The sequence below is a fragment of the Microlunatus sagamiharensis genome (genome assembly GCF_900105785.1).
Taxonomy (GTDB): domain Bacteria; phylum Actinomycetota; class Actinomycetes; order Propionibacteriales; family Propionibacteriaceae; genus Microlunatus; species Microlunatus sagamiharensis.
Genome location: NZ_LT629799.1, coordinates 2244225 through 2258849 on the forward strand (window position 1 = coordinate 2244225; position 14625 = coordinate 2258849).

The window sequence follows — 14625 nt, forward strand, 5'->3', positions numbered from 1 at the left end:
CGCAGAAGGGGCCCACCCGGCCGTGGCCGGGTGGCGAGCTCTCGACTCCCTACGCCGGTGCGAGCCGGATCAGGTTCGAGGGTCTGCGGATCTGCCGCACTCTCAGCGCCCTCTCGGCGCTCCCCTGTCGTCGTCGCCACCCTAGCGCCGGGCCGGACCTGCTGGGTACCGCCGTCCGGGCCCGCTCCGAGCGAGCCGTACGATCTTTCTTGCACAAGTTGACTAAGTACGTCGGCCTCCTCGGGGAGGTCGACCGGACCGACGGGCCGACGAGGGTCCGCCGACGACGAAGGGACCGCCCGTGCCGCACGCACGCATCGACATGCACCGCAGCCTCCAGCCGAAGATGGCCGACATCAGCGCGGCGATCCTGCGCGGCATGGTGACCGGCTTCTCGATGCCGGCCGACGACCTCTTCCAGATCTTCCGGCTGCACGAGCCCGGCGAGCTGGTCTACTCCCCCACCTTCCCCAACCAGCAGCGCGACGACATCGTGTTCATCGAGCTGGTGGCCAGCAAGGGCTACACCGACGAGCAGAAGCAGGCCACGATGGAGGCCATCGTCGAGGAGGTGTCGGCGCTCGACATCAAGCGCGACAACCTGCTGCTGGTGATCAACGAGGTCGGCCAGACCGCCACCTGGTACGCCCCCGAGCCCGCCTGAGCCGGGGACGCACCGATGCCCGCACGCACGCTCGCGCCCGGCCAGCAGACCCAGGTCTGGCTCGCCGGCACCGACCTGTCCGAGCCCGAGCTCCTGCTCGAGACGACCGACCTGCTCCTCGAGGCGCCGAACTGGAGCCTCGACGGCCGCCACCTCGTCCTCAACGGTGACGGCCTGCTCTGGACCCTGCCGGTCGGGGCGGCGCGCTCGAGCAGGTCCCCTTCACCGGGCTGCCCGACATCAACAACGACCACGTCCTGGCCCCGGACGGGCGCAGCGTGTTCATGTCCGGCATGGACACCCACGTCTACCGCGGCGCGCTGACCGGCGGACCGGTCGAGCGGGTGACGCCCGAGGACGGCCGCTGGCACTTCCTGCACGGGGTGTCGCCGGACGGGACCCGGCTCGCGTACGTCGAGATCGCCACGATGGAGCAGCCGGTCGGACGCCTCGTCGTGCTGTCCTCGGACGGCACCACGCGCACGGTCGACACCGGTCCCGACCACCTCGACGGGCCGGAGTGGTCGCCGGACGGCGCGTGGATCTACTTCAACACCGAGGGGTTCACGACCGCGCCCGGCCACGCCCAGCTGGCCCGGGTGCCCGACGGCGGCGGTCCGGTCGAGCGGCTCGCGGCCACGGGGACCGTCGACTGGTTCCCGCACCTCTCGCCCGACGGCGCGTACGCGACCTCGATCTCGTTCCCGGCCGGGACGCTCGGCCACCCGGCCGACCTGGACGTGGAGGTCCGTCTCGTCGCCACGAGCGACTGGACGACGCCATTGCGGCGCTACCCGCTGCACGGCGGCCAGGGCACGCTGAACGTCAACAGCTGGGCGCCCGACAGCAGCCGGTTCGCGTACGTGGCCTACCCGATCGGCTGAGCTGGCCCACCCACACCCGCGAGTGTGACGGCGCGCCGAGGATCTCGGGAGAGGTCCGGCGGCGCGTCGTCACTCTCGGCGTGGGCTCAGCCGTTCGCCGCACCTAAAACGTTCTAGTACGGTGGGTGCGAAGGGAGGCCCATGTCCTCGACAGGCCCCGGTCGCACAGGCCCCGTACGGCTCGCACGGCACCACAGCACCCGCCAGCTGGCTCCGCTCGTCCCGCTCGCGCTGGTCGTCGGGATCTCGCCGCTGGCGACCGACATGTACATCCCCGGGCTCCCCGAGCTGGCGGCCGACCTGCGGACCAGCCCGGCGCTGGCGCAGCTGACGCTGACGGCGTTCCTCGTGTCGTTCGCGGTGGGGATGCTGCTGGTCGGGCCGCTCAGCGACGCCGTCGGGCGTCGCCGGCTGGTGCTGCTCGGCAGCATCGGCTTCACGCTCGCCTCGGTCCTCTGCGCGCTCTCCCCCTCGATCTCGGTCCTGCTGGTCGCGCGCGTCGTGCAGGGGCTGGCCGGTGCGGCGGGTGCCGTGGCGGGCCGGGCCATGGTCACCGACGTGCTGAGCGGCGTACGGCGGGCGAAGACGATCGCCTCGCTGTCGGCCATCAACGCGGTCGCGCCCGTCGTCGCCCCGCTGCTCGGCGGTGTGCTGATCGGGCTGGGCACCTGGCGGCTGACGTTCTGGCTGCTCGCCGGCGCGGGCCTCGCGCTCTCGGTCCTCGTGCTCGTCAGCTTCCCCGAGACGCTGCCGCCCGTACGGCGCTCGACCGGCGTCGGCCTGGCCGCGAGCGCGCGCCGGATGGGCGGCCTCCTCGCGAACCCGCGCTTCTCGCTCTACCTCGTCACCTCGTGCGTGGCGACGGTCGGCTTCTTCGCCTACATCGCCACGAGCGCCTTCGTCTTCCAGGAGGTGTACGGCTTCTCGACCAGCCTCTACACGGTCGTCTTCGCGAGCAACGCAGTCTGCATGATCATCACCACGGTGCTCTTCGGCCGGCTCGTCGAGCGGATCTCGGAGGACCGCCTCCTCTCGATCGGGCTGGTGGTCGCCGCCGTCGGCTCCGCCGGCGTCCTGGCCGGCGCCCTCCTGCACGCGCCGGCCGGCGTGGTGTGGGCCTGCCTCGCCGTGGTCACCGGTGCGCAGGGGCTGGTGATCACCGGTTCGGCGACGAGGACGCAGGCGCTCGGCCACGCGACCCCCGGCACGGCGGCCGCGCTCCAGGGCGGCCTCGCCTTCGGGATCGGCGGCCTCGGCACGCCGCTGGCCGGTGCGCTCGGCGGCACCCCGGTGGCGATGGGCGCGGTGATGCTCGCCGGCCTCGGCCTCGGCGCCCTGCTCCAGGTCGTCGCCCCACGCTGGGTCCGGACGCCGCCCGTCGTCGCGGAGCAGGCGGCTCCCGCGGGCGTCGGCCACGACGGCGGCGACGTCCAGCACCCCCGGTGAGGAAGCCGGGCGCCACCGCACGCGATGATCGTCGCGTGGTGCGCGCCTGGGTCCCCTACGCCGATCTCGACGAGGCCGAGCGGAGGCTCGGCGGGATCCCCGCCGGGATCGAGGCGGACTGCTGGAAGGCCGACGACGACACGACGCCCGGCTCGACGGCCGACGTCGAGTACGTCGTCCTGCCGTACCTGCGCAAGGGCGCCGAGCGGGTTCTCGCCGACCTGCCCGCGCTGCGCGTCGTGCAGACGCTGACCGCCGGGGTCGACGACGTCGCGCCGTACGTCCCGGACCACGTCACGCTGTGCAACGCGGCGGGCGTCCACGACGCCAGCACCGCCGAGCTGGCCGTGGCGCTGGCGCTCGCCAGCGGGCGGCACCTCGACGAGTTCGCGCGCAACCAGGAGCGCGGGCTGTGGAAGCGCGACTTCGGCACCGCGATCGCCGACCGGCGGGTCCTGATCCTGGGCTACGGCGGCATCGGCGCGGCCATCGAGGCCCGGCTCCTGCCGTTCGAGGTCGCCTCCGTGACCCGGGTGGCCCGGCGGGCGCGCACCGAGCCGCTCGTCCACCCCACGTCCGAGCTGCTCGACCTGCTCGCGCAGACCGACGTCCTCTTCGTCATCGCCCCGCTGACCGACGAGACCCGCGGGATCATCGGTGCCGAGGCGCTGTCCCGCCTGCCCGACGGGGCGCTCGTCGTCAACGTGGCCCGGGGTCCGCTGGTGGACACCGACGCGCTGCTCGCCGAGACGAGCAGCGGGCGCCTGCACGCGGCGCTCGACGTCACCGACCCCGAACCGCTCCCCGCCGACCACCCGCTCTGGCACGTGGAGAACGTCCTCGTGTCCCCGCACGTGGGCGGCGCGAGCACGGCGTTCTTCCCCCGCGCCGACCGGATGATCAAGGCCCAGCTCGAGCGGCTGGCGGCGGGCGAGCCCCTGGCGAACGTGGTCCGCGCCGGGACCTGAGTCCCAGCTCGTACGCGCGCGGGCGACTCAGCGCGGGCCGGTGGCCTCCAGCGCCCAGAGCGCGTTCTTGGCGGTGGCGCACGGGTACGCGTCGAGCGTCGGCTCGTCGTGGGTGCGGCACACCCGGCACTGCAGGTAGGCCTGCCCGTCGCTGCTGACCGTCGGCTCGGGGTCGTGGCCGTTGAGGATGATCGCGAGCGCGCCCACGAGCCGGTCGCCGGTCGACAGCGCCCGGCGCAGCACCGCCGAGCGCCGGCGCACGAGGTCGGCCTGCTCGTCGGAGATCCGCAGCTCGCTGGGGTCCCAGCCCTCCCCCTCGAGCCCGTGGAGCTCGCCGAGCCCCTCGAGGCTGTGCCCCGCGGGGATGGAGCGGGCCGTCTCGTCGAGGTCCTCGAAACCCATCGTCCAGTCCGGGAACCGGCGCCGCACCGCGATGCTGCTCCAGACGTTCGTGACGTGCTCGTGGCGGACGTCCATGGCGATGCGGTCGTAGAGGTCGCGCACGACGCGCTCCTCGCCCTCGAGCATCTGCATGACCCGGCCCCGGCGGTAGAGCAGCAGCCCGGTGATCCCCCGGTCGGCGTTGCGCGCCCGGCTCTCGACCAGCAGGTCGACGAGCTCGGGGTCGGACAGGGGCCGCACCATCGTGCTGGTGTACGCCGTGGTGAAGATCACCTCCCCACGGTAGTCACCGGTCCCGGACGAGGGGCCCGGGGACCGCGGGGAGCACCGCGCCGCTAGCCTCCCGTCGAAGGACGGTGCGGCCGGCGCCGGCCGCACGACGACTCCCCGACGACTCCCACGAAGACGAGGTGCAACCCATGCGGGCCGTGATCTACGACCAGGCGCTCGAGCCCCAGGCGCGCGAGGTCGCCGACCCCCGCCCTGGCGACGGCGAGGTCCTGATCACAGTGGCCCAGGCGGGTTTCTGCGGGACCGACCTGCACCTGCACCACGGCGGCTTCGGCGCGAGGTTCCCGCTGATCCCGGGGCACGAGGGCGTCGGCGTCGTGACGGCGCTCGGTCGGGGAACGACCGGCTTCGACGTCGGCCAGCAGGTCGTCGTCAACCCGAACGCGTACTGCGGGCTGTGCGCCTACTGCCGCGCGGGCGACCTCGTGCGCTGCGAGAACCTGCTCGCCGTCGGCGTGAACCGCGACGGGATGTTCGCCGAGCAGGTCGCGGTGCCGGCCGACCAGGTCTTCGACGCCGAGGGGCTCGACCTCGACACCGCGGTGCTCGTCGAACCGGCCTCCTGCGCGATGCACGGGCTCGAGCGCCTCCGCCCGCGCCCGGGCAGCAGCGCGCTGGTCTTCGGCGCCGGGCCGACCGGTTCGCTGCTCGCGCAGATGATGGCCGCCGGCGGCGTGGCGCACGTGACCGTCGCCGACCCCGCCGCGGCCAAGCTCGAGACGGTGCGCGGCCTCGGCATCGACCAGACCGTGCCGATCGAGCTGATCACCGACGACAACGCGGAGTCGGTGGTCGAGGGGCTGCGCGCGGCCTCGCCCACCGGCACCGGCTACGACGTGGTGGTCGAGGCGACCGGCTCGGCCACCGTCGGCAACCTCGGCGTCCCGCTGCTGCGCAACGGCGGCACCCTGCTCGTCTACGGCGTCGCCCGCGAGGACGCCCGGCTCGCGGTGTCGCCGTACGAGCTGTTCCGCCGCGAGCTGACCGTGCTCGGCTCCTTCGCCGAGATGACGTCGTTCGAGGCCGCCATCGCGATGCTGCGCTCGGGCCGGGTGCGCACCACGGGGCTGATCACGCACCGCTTCGGCTTCGAGCAGTACGCGGACGCCATCGAGGCGGCGCAGCACGACCGTTCGGCGCACAAGATCGTCATCACCCCGTGAGCGGCGCGCGCTCGGCCTTCGTCACCGGCGCGGCCGGCGGCATCGGGCGAGCGGTCGCCGTACGCCTCGCCGCCGACGGGCTGGCCGTGACCGTCGTCGACCTCAACGGCGCGCAGGACGCGCTCGACGCCCTCGCCGACGAGCTCGGGGCGGGTGCCCTCGCTCTGGGCGCCGACGTGGCCGACAGCGCGTCGGTCGACGCGGCCGTCGCGGCGCACGTCGAGCACCACGGCGGCCTCGACGTGATGGTGGCCAATGCGGGCATCGCCGTCACGGCGCCGCTGGTCGAGACCAACGACGAGCAGTGGCGGCGGGTGATGGACGTCAACGTCGGCGGCGTCTTCCACTGCTACCGCGCCGCGGCGCGGCAGCTGATCGCCCAGGGGCGGGGAGGCCGCATCATCGGCGCGGCGTCGGTCGCGGCCCACCGGGCCGGCAAGTGGCAGTCCGCGTACTCGGCGTCGAAGTTCGCGGTGCGCGGGATGAGCCAGTCCCTCGCCCAGGAGCTCGGCGAGCACGGCATCACCGTGAACGTCTACAGCCCGGGCGTCGTGCAGACGCCGATGTGGGACGCGATCGACGTCGACATGGCCGGGCGTCGCGGCACCGCGGTGGGCTCGGAGATGCAGGCGATGGTCGCCGGCATCCCGCTCGGGCGCCTCGAGGTGCCGACCGACGTGGCCGGGGTCGTGTCCTTCCTCGCCTCGCCCGACGCCGCGTACGTCACCGGTCAGTCGATCGTCGTCGACGGGGGCATGTGGTTCAGCTGAACGGGGCGTGAGCGGTCGCCGGGCCTTCGACAGGCTCAGGGCATCGTGGTCCCGCTGCCTCGACCCCAGGACGACCCCTGAGCTCGTCGAAGGGCCTTCGACGAGCTCAGGCATCGTGGCCCGGTTCCCCTTCACGCTCTGAAGCCGGATGGTCACGCTCGGCGCCACCACGACCCCTGAGCTTGTCGCAGGGCTGCTGAAGCCGAGCCGTCAGCCGACCCGGCCGAGCGCGACGAAACCCATCAGGAGGGCGCCCAGGCTCTCGTTGTCGGTGATCTCTCCGCGACCCACCATGGCCACGACCTCGGCGATCGGCACCGCGCGGACGGCGCTGATCCCCTCGACCTCGGTCTCCGCGCCGCCCACGTGGCGCAGCCCGGTCGCGAGGAACACCAGCCCCGGGGCGTCCGCGACGCCGTTCAGCGAGCGCACCTCGCCGAGCACCCGCCACTCGTCGGCCGCGTGGCCGGTCTCCTCGCGCAGCTCGCGCCGCGCGGCGACGAGGAGGTCCTCGCCGTCGCTGCCGCCGGCCGGCACCTCGACGCTCGGCGCGCCGCCCGTGTAGCGGTCGACGGTGACGAGCAGGACCTCGTCGGCGTCGGTCACCGCGACCACGAACACCGCCGGGTTGCGCACCTCGACCACGCCGTAGACGCCCGTGCCGCCGTCCGGGCGACGCACCTGGTCCTCGCGCACGCGGATCCAGGGGTTCTCGTACACGGCACGGCTGGCGAGGGTCGACCACACGCGGACATCCTCGCCCGCGCTCCCCTGGCCCGCGCCGCCCGCTGACGAGGTGCGCCCGACGGCGCGCGGGCGTGGCAGGCTTCTCGCCGACCTGCCCGGCGCCGCCGGGGCCCGAGCCGGAAGCGACCGCGTACGCCGATGCACCTCTACCTCGACACCGCCGACCGAGCCGCCGCGGAGCCGCTGCTCGCAACGGGCCTCTTCGCCGGGCTCACGACGAACCCGACGATCCTGCAGCGCTCGGAGAAGGGCGTGGCCGACATCGAGGACATCCACCGCTGGGCCCGCGCCGCCGGGGCGCGGGAGATCTTCTTCCAGGTCTGGGGCGAGGACACCGCGACGCTGGTGGAGCGCGGGCTGCGGCTGAGCGAGCTCGGCCCCGACGTGGTGGTCAAGCTCGTCGTGTCCAAGGCCGGGGCCGCCGCCTGCGCGGAGCTGTCGAGCCGCGGGATCCCCACGCTGCTCACCGCCGTCTACCACCCCGGCCAGGCCATGGTCGCGGCCGCGGCGGGGGCGACCTACATCGCCCCCTACCTCGGCCGGCTGGCCGACGCCGGGCGCGACGCGGTCGGCGACGTGGCGGCCATGCAGGAGCTGTTCACGGCGACAGGCAGCGCGACGAAGGTGCTCCTCGCGAGCATCCGCGACGTCGACTCGATGGTCACGCTGGCCCGCGCGGGCGTCTCGCACTTCACCATGGCCCCGGCGGTCGCCGAGGCGTTCTTCACCGACAAGCTGACCGCCGCCGCGGCGCAGGCCTTCGAGGACGCGGTCGTCGCGACCACCCGATGAGCGCCCCCGGCCGCGGCCCGGCCGTCGTCGTCGCGGGGGACGCCTTCGTCGACCTCACCTCCACCCGCACGGCCGACGGCGGGCCGGCGTACGCGCCGCACCCGGGTGGTTCGTGCCTGAACGTCGCCGTCGGGCTCGGCCGCCTCGGGGTGCCGACGGCCCTGCTCGCGCGGGTGTCGGACGACGGGTTCGGCGCGCTGCTGCGCGAGCACCTCGCCCGCTCCGGCGTGGCGGACGACCTCCTGCTCCCCGCGAACGAGCCGACCGGGCTCTCCGTCGCCGACGTGCGCGAGGGCGTGGCCGCGTACCGCTTCTACAACGAGGGCACCGCCGACCGCGGCCTGCGGCCCGAGCACCTGGAGGGCCTGGCGCTGCCCGACGGCGCGGCCCTGCACCTCGGCTCCGTCGCCCTCGCGTACGAGCCGCAGGCGTCGACGCTGACCGCGCTCCTCGAGGCGGAGGCCGGTCGGCGGCTGGTCTCGCTCGACCCGAACGTGCGCCCCTCGGTGATCGCCGACCGCGACCGCTACCTCGACCGGCTCGCCGGCTGGGTGGCGCTGAGCGACGTGGTCAAGGTGAGCGACGAGGACCTGGCCTGGCTGCACCCCGGCGAGGCCGTCGAGGACGTCGCCCGGCGCTGGCTCGCCGCCGGTCCGGTCCTGGTGCTGGTGACCTCGGGCGGTTCCGGGGCCTGGGCCGCCACGGCATCGGCCGAGGTGAGACTGCCCACGCCGAGCGTCGAGGTCGTCGACACCGTCGGCGCGGGCGACGCGTTCATGGCCGCGACCCTGGCCTTCCTGCACCGGACCGGTCGGCAGGACGCGGAGGCCGTCCGCGGGCTCGACGTCGACGACCTGCGCGCGCTGCTGGACCTGGCCGTCCGCGTCGCCGCGGACACCTGCACCCGCGCCGGGGCCGAGCCGCCGCGCTGGCCCACGCCTCTCTGAGACGGGATCGGGTCTGAGACGCGGTCGGGCCAGGGCCATCGCGGCCAAGGGCTGCCCATTAGCGTCGGGCCACCGAAGCCCGCGACCCCAGGAGCCCGCCGATGCCGACCGACCTGCCCGCCCGTAGCTGCACGCCAACGCCCCGCCGCGTGCGGAGGCACGCGTGAGCGGCCTCGAGGGTCGCCCCGTCCTCGTCACCGGTGCGAGCGGCGGCATCGGTGGCGAGACCGTGCGCCACCTCGTCGCCGAGGGCGCCGACGTGATCGCCAGCGGGCGCTCGACCGAGGCGCTGGAGGCGCTCGCCGCCGAGACCGGGGCGCGGGTGCTGCCCTTCGACCTCGAGTCGGAGGACAGCGTGCGCGACGCGCTGGAGGGCCTCGACCTCTACGGCGTCGTCAACTGCGGCGGCTGGGGCGGCGAGATCGCCACGCCCGACGAGACCGACATCGCGGTCTTCGACAAGGTCATCTCGATCAACACGCGCGGCTCGCTGCTGGTGATCAAGCACGCGTCGCGGTCCATGATCAAGCTCGGTCGCGGCGGCTCGATCGTCAACGTCTCGAGCCAGGCGAGCCTGGTCGCGCTGAACGGGCACGTCTCGTACGGCGCGTCGAAGGCGGCGCTCGACAGCATCACGCGGGTGTCGGCCCTGGAGCTCGGCCGCCACGGCATCCGGGTGAACTCGGTCAACCCGACCGTGGTCATGACGCCGATGTCGGCCTGGTACTGGGGGCGCGAGGACGTCCAGGGCCCGTTCCTCGAGGCGATGCCGCTCGGGCGCTGGGCGACCGAGGCCGAGATCGCCGCGCCGATCGTCTTCCTGCTCGGCGACGGCGCGTCCATGATCAGCGGCGTCTCGCTCGCGATCGACGGCGGCTACTCGATCCGCTAGCTGCGGCTCCCGATCGCCGTCGCGGCGTCAGATGTTCGAGGCGTCCGGCGGCACGCCCTCGGGCAGCGGGGCGGCCGCCCCGGTGCCGTCCCCGGCGCCCGGGCAGGCGAGGTCGAGCGTGTACGCGGTCATGGACAGCGACCCGTACGCGTAGCCGTCGATCAGCACGTCGGCGCCGCGGTCGGCCGCGCCCGCGAGCCCGGCGAGGTAGAGCAGCGGGATGTAGTGGTCGGGCGTGGGCACGGCGGTGCGGAAGTCGCGGTGGGCCTCCGCCGCAGCCACCTCGGTCGGGTCGTCAGCCATCGTCGCCCTGACGTGCTCGTCGAAGCGCTGCGCCCAGTCGAAGCCGGCGTCGGGCAGCCGGCCGTCCATGCCGCCCAGGTTGTGCACGACGTTCCCGCTGCCGATCACGAGCACGCCCTGCTCGCGCAGCGGGGCGAGCCGCGCCCCGAGGTCCAGGTGGTAGTCGAGCGGCTTGTCGGCGTTGATGCTCATCTGCATCACCGGGACGTCGGCGTCGGGGAAGGTGTGCATGAGCACCGACCAGGTGCCGTGGTCGATCCCCCAGCTGTCGACGTCGGCGCCGACCCAGGTCGGGTGCACGGCGTCGCTGACCTCCTCGACCAACGACGGCATCCCGGGTGCGGGGTAGTCGACGTCGAAGAGCTCCTGGGGGAAGCCGTAGAAGTCGTGGATCGTGCGCGGCCGCGGCATCGCGGTGACCGCGGTGGCGTTGATGTACCAGTGCGCCGACACGACGAGGATCGCCCGCGGCCGCGGCACGGCCTCGCCCAGCGCCCGCCAGGCGCGGGTGTAGCGGTTGTCGGCGAGGGCGTTCATCGGGTTGCCGTGCCCGATGAAGGCCGCCGGCATGAGCCCGGGCGCGGGTGCGAGGTCGGTCACGGGTGCTCCTCCGCGTGGTCGTGGTCGTGCTGTCCTGCGTGGTCGTGCCCGGGGTGCGGGTGGTCGTGGTCGTGCGCCTGGTGCGGACGGCTGACCTCCTGGCCGCTGTCGTCGCTCGGCACCCTGGCGCCGGGGACCAGCCCTCCGGCGACCGCCGCCGCCCCCGCCGCCGCCAGCACGTCGACGGTCGGGCGTCCGGTCGCCGCGGCCGCTGCGGCGACGTCCTCGAACTCCGGGGTCGCCCGCACCACCGCCCCGCGCTCGTGGCTGACCTTGATCCGGACCGTCCGGCCGTCGACGTCCACCGGCGCCCAGGTCCGCGGCAGCGCGTGCTTCTCCACCGTCGTCTGGCGCAGCCCGATCGTCGAGGTCTGCGCGTGCACCACCGAGCGCAGGCGTGGCGCGGTCTCGGGCGTGCCGAGCACGGTGAGGACGTGCGCGGGCCGGCCCTTCTTCATGGCGATGGGGGCCAGCCAGGCGTCCTGCGCGCCGGCGCCGAGCAGGGCGGCGAGCACGCCCGGCCAGAGGCGCGGGTCGAGGTCGTCGACGTTCGCCTCGAGGACGACCCCGGTCTGGCCGCTCGCCGTGGGCGCCGCCCCCGTCCGGGAGCCGACGAGCACGCGGGTGAGGTTCGGTCGGCCGGCGGTGTCGCGGGTGCCCGCGCCGCTGCCCGAGGTCTCGAGCGTCAGCGCCGGCAGGTCCTCGCAGGCCTGCGCCAGGGTCACCACGAGGGCCATGCCGGTCGGCGTCGTGAGCTCGCCCGGCCCGTCGCCGCGGACGCGCCAGCCGCGCGACAGCTCGACGACGGCCGGACCGGGGACGGCGATGCGCCCGTGGGCCATGCGCACCGTGCCGGAGCCGAGGGCGACCTCGCCGGCGCTCAGCGACTCGACGCCGAGGTCGTCCAGCGCCGCGCAGACGCCGACGACGTCGGCGATCGAGTCGAGCGCACCGACCTCGTGGAAGTGCACGTCCTCGGCGTCGATGCCGTGGGCGTGCGCCTCCGCGTCGGCCAGCCGCCCGAACACGGCCAGGGCGTCGCGGCGTACGCGGTCGGCGAGCGCGGCGCCGTGGAGCATCGCCCGGACGGTGCGCCAGTCGCGGTGCGGGGGGTCGTCGACGAGCATCCGCACGTCGGCCTTGGTCGCCCGCATCCCGGCCCGCGTGACCGTGCGCACCTCGACCGCCACCGCCCCGGCGACGACGGCGTCGACCGCCCTCTGGACCGCGTCCAGCGAGGCGCCGGCGTCGAGGAGGGCGCCGAGCAGCATGTCGCCCGCCACCCCGGCCGACACGTCGACCCAGACGTGCCTCACGCCGGCTCCCCCGGCTCCTGCGGCTCCGGCGGCTCGGCGATCTGCGCGGCGAGGTGCCCGGCGCCATAGCCGTTGTCGATGTTCACGACGCTGACGCCGGGGGCGCAGGCGTTGAGCATGGTCAGCAGGGCGGCGACCCCGCCGAACGCGGCGCCGTAGCCGACCGAGGTCGGCACCGCGACGACCGGCGCCCGCACGAGCCCGGCGACCACGCTGGGCAGCGCCCCGTCCATGCCGGCGGCGACGACGATCGCGCGGGCCGAGCGCAGCAGGTCGAGCCTGGCGAGGATGCGGTGCAGCCCGGCGACGCCGACGTCGACGACCAGCTCCGCGGGCCGGCCGAGGTGGCGCGCGGTCACGTACGCCTCGCGCGCGACGGGCAGGTCGGACGTGCCCGCCGCGAGCACGAGCACCAGCCCGCCGGTGGACGCCGGCGGCTCGGCGGGCCAGGCCACGATGCGCGCGACCGGGTCCCAGGACGCGTCGGGAAGCGCCTCGAGGACCGCGGAGGCGTGGTCGTCGCCGGCTCGGGTGAAGAGCGTCTTGACGTCGGGGCGGGCGGCCACGGCGCGGGCGATCGCACCGACCTGCTCGGCGGTCTTGCCCGCGCAGTAGACGGCCTCGGCGTAGCCGCGCCGGTCCTGGCGGTCGAGGTCGAGCTCGGCGATCCCCGCGAGGCCCTCCGGGTGCGCGGCGGACCCGCTCACGCGCGCTGCCCCAGCGCCGACAGCGTGAACACGCCGGACTGCATCCCGCCCAGGTCGAGCGCGACGAAGCGGAACCCGGCCCCGAGCACGGCCTCCCGCACCGCACCGCGCAGCGGGTCGGAGACCGCGCGGACGAGGTCCTCGGCGGGCAGCTCGACGCGGGCGACCTCGCCGTGGTGGCGCACGCGCGCGTCGGCGAACCCGAGGCGTCGCAGTCCCTGCTCCGCGCGGTCGACCTGCCCGAGCTTCTCCGGCGTCACCTCGCTGTGGTGCGGGATGCGGGACGCGAGGCAGGGTGCGGCCGGCTTGTCGGCGCAGGGCAGGGCCCAGGTGCGCGCGAGCCGGCGCACCGCGGCCTTGTCGAGCCCGGCGTCGCGCAGCGGGGCCAGCACCCGGTGCTCGACCGCGGCCCGGCTCCCGGGGCGGTCCGGACGGGCCGCGTCGTCGAGGTTCTCCCCGTACGCGACCGCGTCGAGCGCGTACGTGCGGACGACCTCGTCGGAGATCTTGGTGAACAGCTCGTTCTTGCAGTGGAAGCAGCGGTCGGGCCCGTTGGCCCGGTAGGCCGGGAGGCTGCCCTCGTCGGTCGTCACCTCGACCAGCGCGGCGCCGATCACCTGCGCGACCTCGTGGGCCGCCGCGCGCTCGTCCGCGGCCAGGCTCGGCGAGACGCCGAGGATCGCCACGACCCGGCTCGGGCCGAGCACCCGGACGGCGGCGGCGAGCAGGACGGAGGAGTCCACCCCGCCGGAGAAGGCGACGCCGAGGCGCTCGACGCCGGCGAGCGAGGCGCGGACGGCGTCCAGCGCGGCCCGGTCCTCGGCCGCGTCGGCCTGGTCGGCCGACGGGTGGGGCAGGTCGACGGCGAGGTCGAGGGGCACGGTGTCTCCGATGCGTCGTTGCTGGTCGAGCGGGTCGAGCGGGTCGAGCGGGGCGGACGGGTGCGTGGCGCACGCCCGGGGCACGGGCCCCACCCGGGAGGTTACGGCGCGGCTGGGCGGATCAGCGGTCGAGACCGGACGCCGACCGGGTGCGTGCGACGAGGAGCCGGCTGCGGTAGACCGTGCGTGTGCCTCCCGACCTGACCGTGCTGCTCGTGCTCGACCTGGTCGGCACGTTCGCCTTCGCGCTGAACGGCGCCCTGACCGCCATCCGCGCCGTCGACGTCGACCTCGTCGGGGTGCTCACCCTCGGCATCGTCACCGCGGTCGGCGGCGGCATCGTCCGCGACGTGCTGCTCGGCGCGCTGCCGCCGGCGACGTTCGTCGACTGGCGCTACCTCGCCGTGGCGGCAGCCGGGGCGCTGATCGCCTTCTTCTTCAGCCGCCCGCTGCGGCGCATGCGCATCTCGATCCACGTCCTCGACGCCGCCGGGCTGAGCCTCTTCGCCGTCACGGGGGCCGGCAAGGCGCTCGAGCTCGGCGTGGGGCCGGTGCAGGCGGTCCTGCTCGGGGCCCTGACCGGGGTGGGCGGCGGCACGATCCGCGACGTGCTGATCCGCCAGGTCCCCGACGTGCTGCGCACCGGCCTGTACGCCGTCCCCGCGCTCGTGGCCGCCGGGCTCGTCGTGCTGGCCGGCCGTACGGGGGTCGACGAGGTGCTGGGCGCACCGGTCGCGCTCGCCGCCGCCGGGGCGTGCTTCACGATCCGCATGCTGGGCCTGCGCTTCCACCTGAACGCGCCGCGGCCGCCCGGCGTCCCGCGGCGCCGGGCGGGCCAGACGCGCTGAGCCC

Annotated in this window: 17 protein-coding genes and 1 riboswitch; of the genes, 11 read left to right on the forward strand and 6 right to left on the reverse strand. The window is 74.9% G+C overall.

Features of this window, described 5'->3' with window-relative positions; translation table 11 throughout:
• Positions 1-29: 29 nt before the first annotated feature.
• A riboswitch (TPP riboswitch) is annotated at positions 30-136 on the reverse strand.
• Positions 137-301: 165 nt separating this feature from the next.
• From BLU42_RS10135 to BLU42_RS10150, 5 genes are all read left to right on the forward strand, one after another.
• Positions 302-664: a tautomerase family protein gene (locus tag BLU42_RS10135; RefSeq protein ID WP_197680399.1), complete on the forward strand. Its 363-nt coding sequence runs from the start codon at positions 302-304 to the stop codon at positions 662-664.
• A 15-nt stretch (positions 665-679) separates the two neighbouring features.
• Entirely contained in the window at positions 680-988 is a 309-nt protein-coding gene (locus tag BLU42_RS21405) for a hypothetical protein (RefSeq protein WP_231918083.1), read from the forward strand.
• On the forward strand, positions 943-1548 hold the full coding sequence (locus BLU42_RS10140) for a TolB family protein (RefSeq protein WP_231918084.1): 606 nt from the start codon (positions 943-945) through the stop codon (positions 1546-1548). Before BLU42_RS21405 ends, BLU42_RS10140 begins: the two co-directional genes overlap by 46 nt.
• Before the next feature lie 141 nt (positions 1549-1689).
• Entirely contained in the window at positions 1690-2994 is a 1305-nt protein-coding gene (locus BLU42_RS10145) for a multidrug effflux MFS transporter (protein ID WP_091074326.1), read from the forward strand.
• Positions 2995-3029: 35 nt separating this feature from the next.
• On the forward strand, positions 3030-3962 hold the full coding sequence (locus BLU42_RS10150) for a 2-hydroxyacid dehydrogenase (protein WP_231918085.1): 933 nt from the start codon (positions 3030-3032) through the stop codon (positions 3960-3962).
• A gap of 27 nt (positions 3963-3989) precedes the next feature.
• Here the strand turns inward: BLU42_RS10150 and BLU42_RS10155 are convergent, their stop codons facing one another.
• Positions 3990-4637: a BLUF domain-containing protein gene (locus BLU42_RS10155; RefSeq protein ID WP_091074327.1), complete on the reverse strand. Its 648-nt coding sequence runs from the start codon at positions 4635-4637 to the stop codon at positions 3990-3992.
• Positions 4638-4783: 146 nt separating this feature from the next.
• Here BLU42_RS10155 and BLU42_RS10160 point away from each other — a divergent pair, with 146 nt between their 5' ends.
• Both BLU42_RS10160 and BLU42_RS10165 read left to right on the forward strand, forming a co-directional pair.
• Entirely contained in the window at positions 4784-5818 is a 1035-nt protein-coding gene (locus BLU42_RS10160) for a zinc-dependent alcohol dehydrogenase family protein (protein WP_091074328.1), read from the forward strand.
• A complete protein-coding gene (locus BLU42_RS10165; protein WP_091074329.1) occupies positions 5815-6588 on the forward strand; it encodes an SDR family oxidoreductase in 774 nt (257 codons plus the stop codon). Before BLU42_RS10160 ends, BLU42_RS10165 begins: the two co-directional genes overlap by 4 nt.
• Positions 6589-6798: 210 nt before the next feature.
• On the opposite strand, the gene BLU42_RS10170 is transcribed toward BLU42_RS10165, so the two are convergent.
• On the reverse strand, positions 6799-7335 hold the full coding sequence (locus BLU42_RS10170; protein ID WP_091074330.1) for an NUDIX domain-containing protein: 537 nt from the start codon (positions 7333-7335) through the stop codon (positions 6799-6801).
• 138 nt (positions 7336-7473) lie between these two features.
• On the opposite strand from BLU42_RS10170, the gene BLU42_RS10175 reads away from it, so the two are divergent.
• From BLU42_RS10175 to BLU42_RS10185, 3 genes are all read left to right on the forward strand, one after another.
• Positions 7474-8127 carry a transaldolase family protein gene (locus BLU42_RS10175; protein WP_091074331.1) on the forward strand — a complete coding sequence of 218 codons (654 nt, stop codon included), beginning with the start codon at positions 7474-7476 and terminating at the stop codon, positions 8125-8127.
• Positions 8124-9074, forward strand: a complete 951-nt coding sequence (locus tag BLU42_RS10180; RefSeq protein ID WP_091074332.1) for a carbohydrate kinase family protein — start codon at positions 8124-8126, stop codon at positions 9072-9074. The genes BLU42_RS10175 and BLU42_RS10180 overlap by 4 nt, the downstream gene beginning before the upstream one ends.
• A gap of 163 nt (positions 9075-9237) precedes the next feature.
• On the forward strand, positions 9238-9966 hold the full coding sequence (locus BLU42_RS10185) for an SDR family oxidoreductase (protein ID WP_091074333.1): 729 nt from the start codon (positions 9238-9240) through the stop codon (positions 9964-9966).
• A 27-nt stretch (positions 9967-9993) separates the two neighbouring features.
• On the opposite strand, the gene ygiD is transcribed toward BLU42_RS10185, so the two are convergent.
• Genes ygiD through larE form a run of 4 tightly spaced genes read right to left on the reverse strand, consistent with a single transcriptional unit; the run spans position 9994 to position 13866 of the window.
• Positions 9994-10869 carry a 4,5-DOPA-extradiol-dioxygenase gene (ygiD, locus tag BLU42_RS10190; RefSeq protein WP_231918086.1) on the reverse strand — a complete coding sequence of 292 codons (876 nt, stop codon included), beginning with the start codon at positions 10867-10869 and terminating at the stop codon, positions 9994-9996.
• Positions 10866-12185 (reverse strand): nickel pincer cofactor biosynthesis protein LarC, encoded by a 1320-nt coding sequence (larC, locus tag BLU42_RS10195; protein ID WP_091074334.1) that lies wholly within the window; start codon positions 12183-12185, stop codon positions 10866-10868. The genes ygiD and larC overlap by 4 nt, the downstream gene beginning before the upstream one ends.
• Positions 12182-12892 (reverse strand): nickel pincer cofactor biosynthesis protein LarB, encoded by a 711-nt coding sequence (gene larB / locus BLU42_RS10200; protein ID WP_091074335.1) that lies wholly within the window; start codon positions 12890-12892, stop codon positions 12182-12184. Before larB ends, larC begins: the two co-directional genes overlap by 4 nt.
• Positions 12889-13866 carry an ATP-dependent sacrificial sulfur transferase LarE gene (gene larE / locus BLU42_RS10205; RefSeq protein ID WP_231918087.1) on the reverse strand — a complete coding sequence of 326 codons (978 nt, stop codon included), beginning with the start codon at positions 13864-13866 and terminating at the stop codon, positions 12889-12891. Before larE ends, larB begins: the two co-directional genes overlap by 4 nt.
• 95 nt (positions 13867-13961) lie before the next feature.
• Between larE and BLU42_RS10210 the strand changes: the two genes are divergently transcribed.
• On the forward strand, positions 13962-14621 hold the full coding sequence (locus BLU42_RS10210) for a trimeric intracellular cation channel family protein (RefSeq protein WP_231918088.1): 660 nt from the start codon (positions 13962-13964) through the stop codon (positions 14619-14621).
• The last annotated feature ends 4 nt before the right edge of the window (positions 14622-14625 follow it).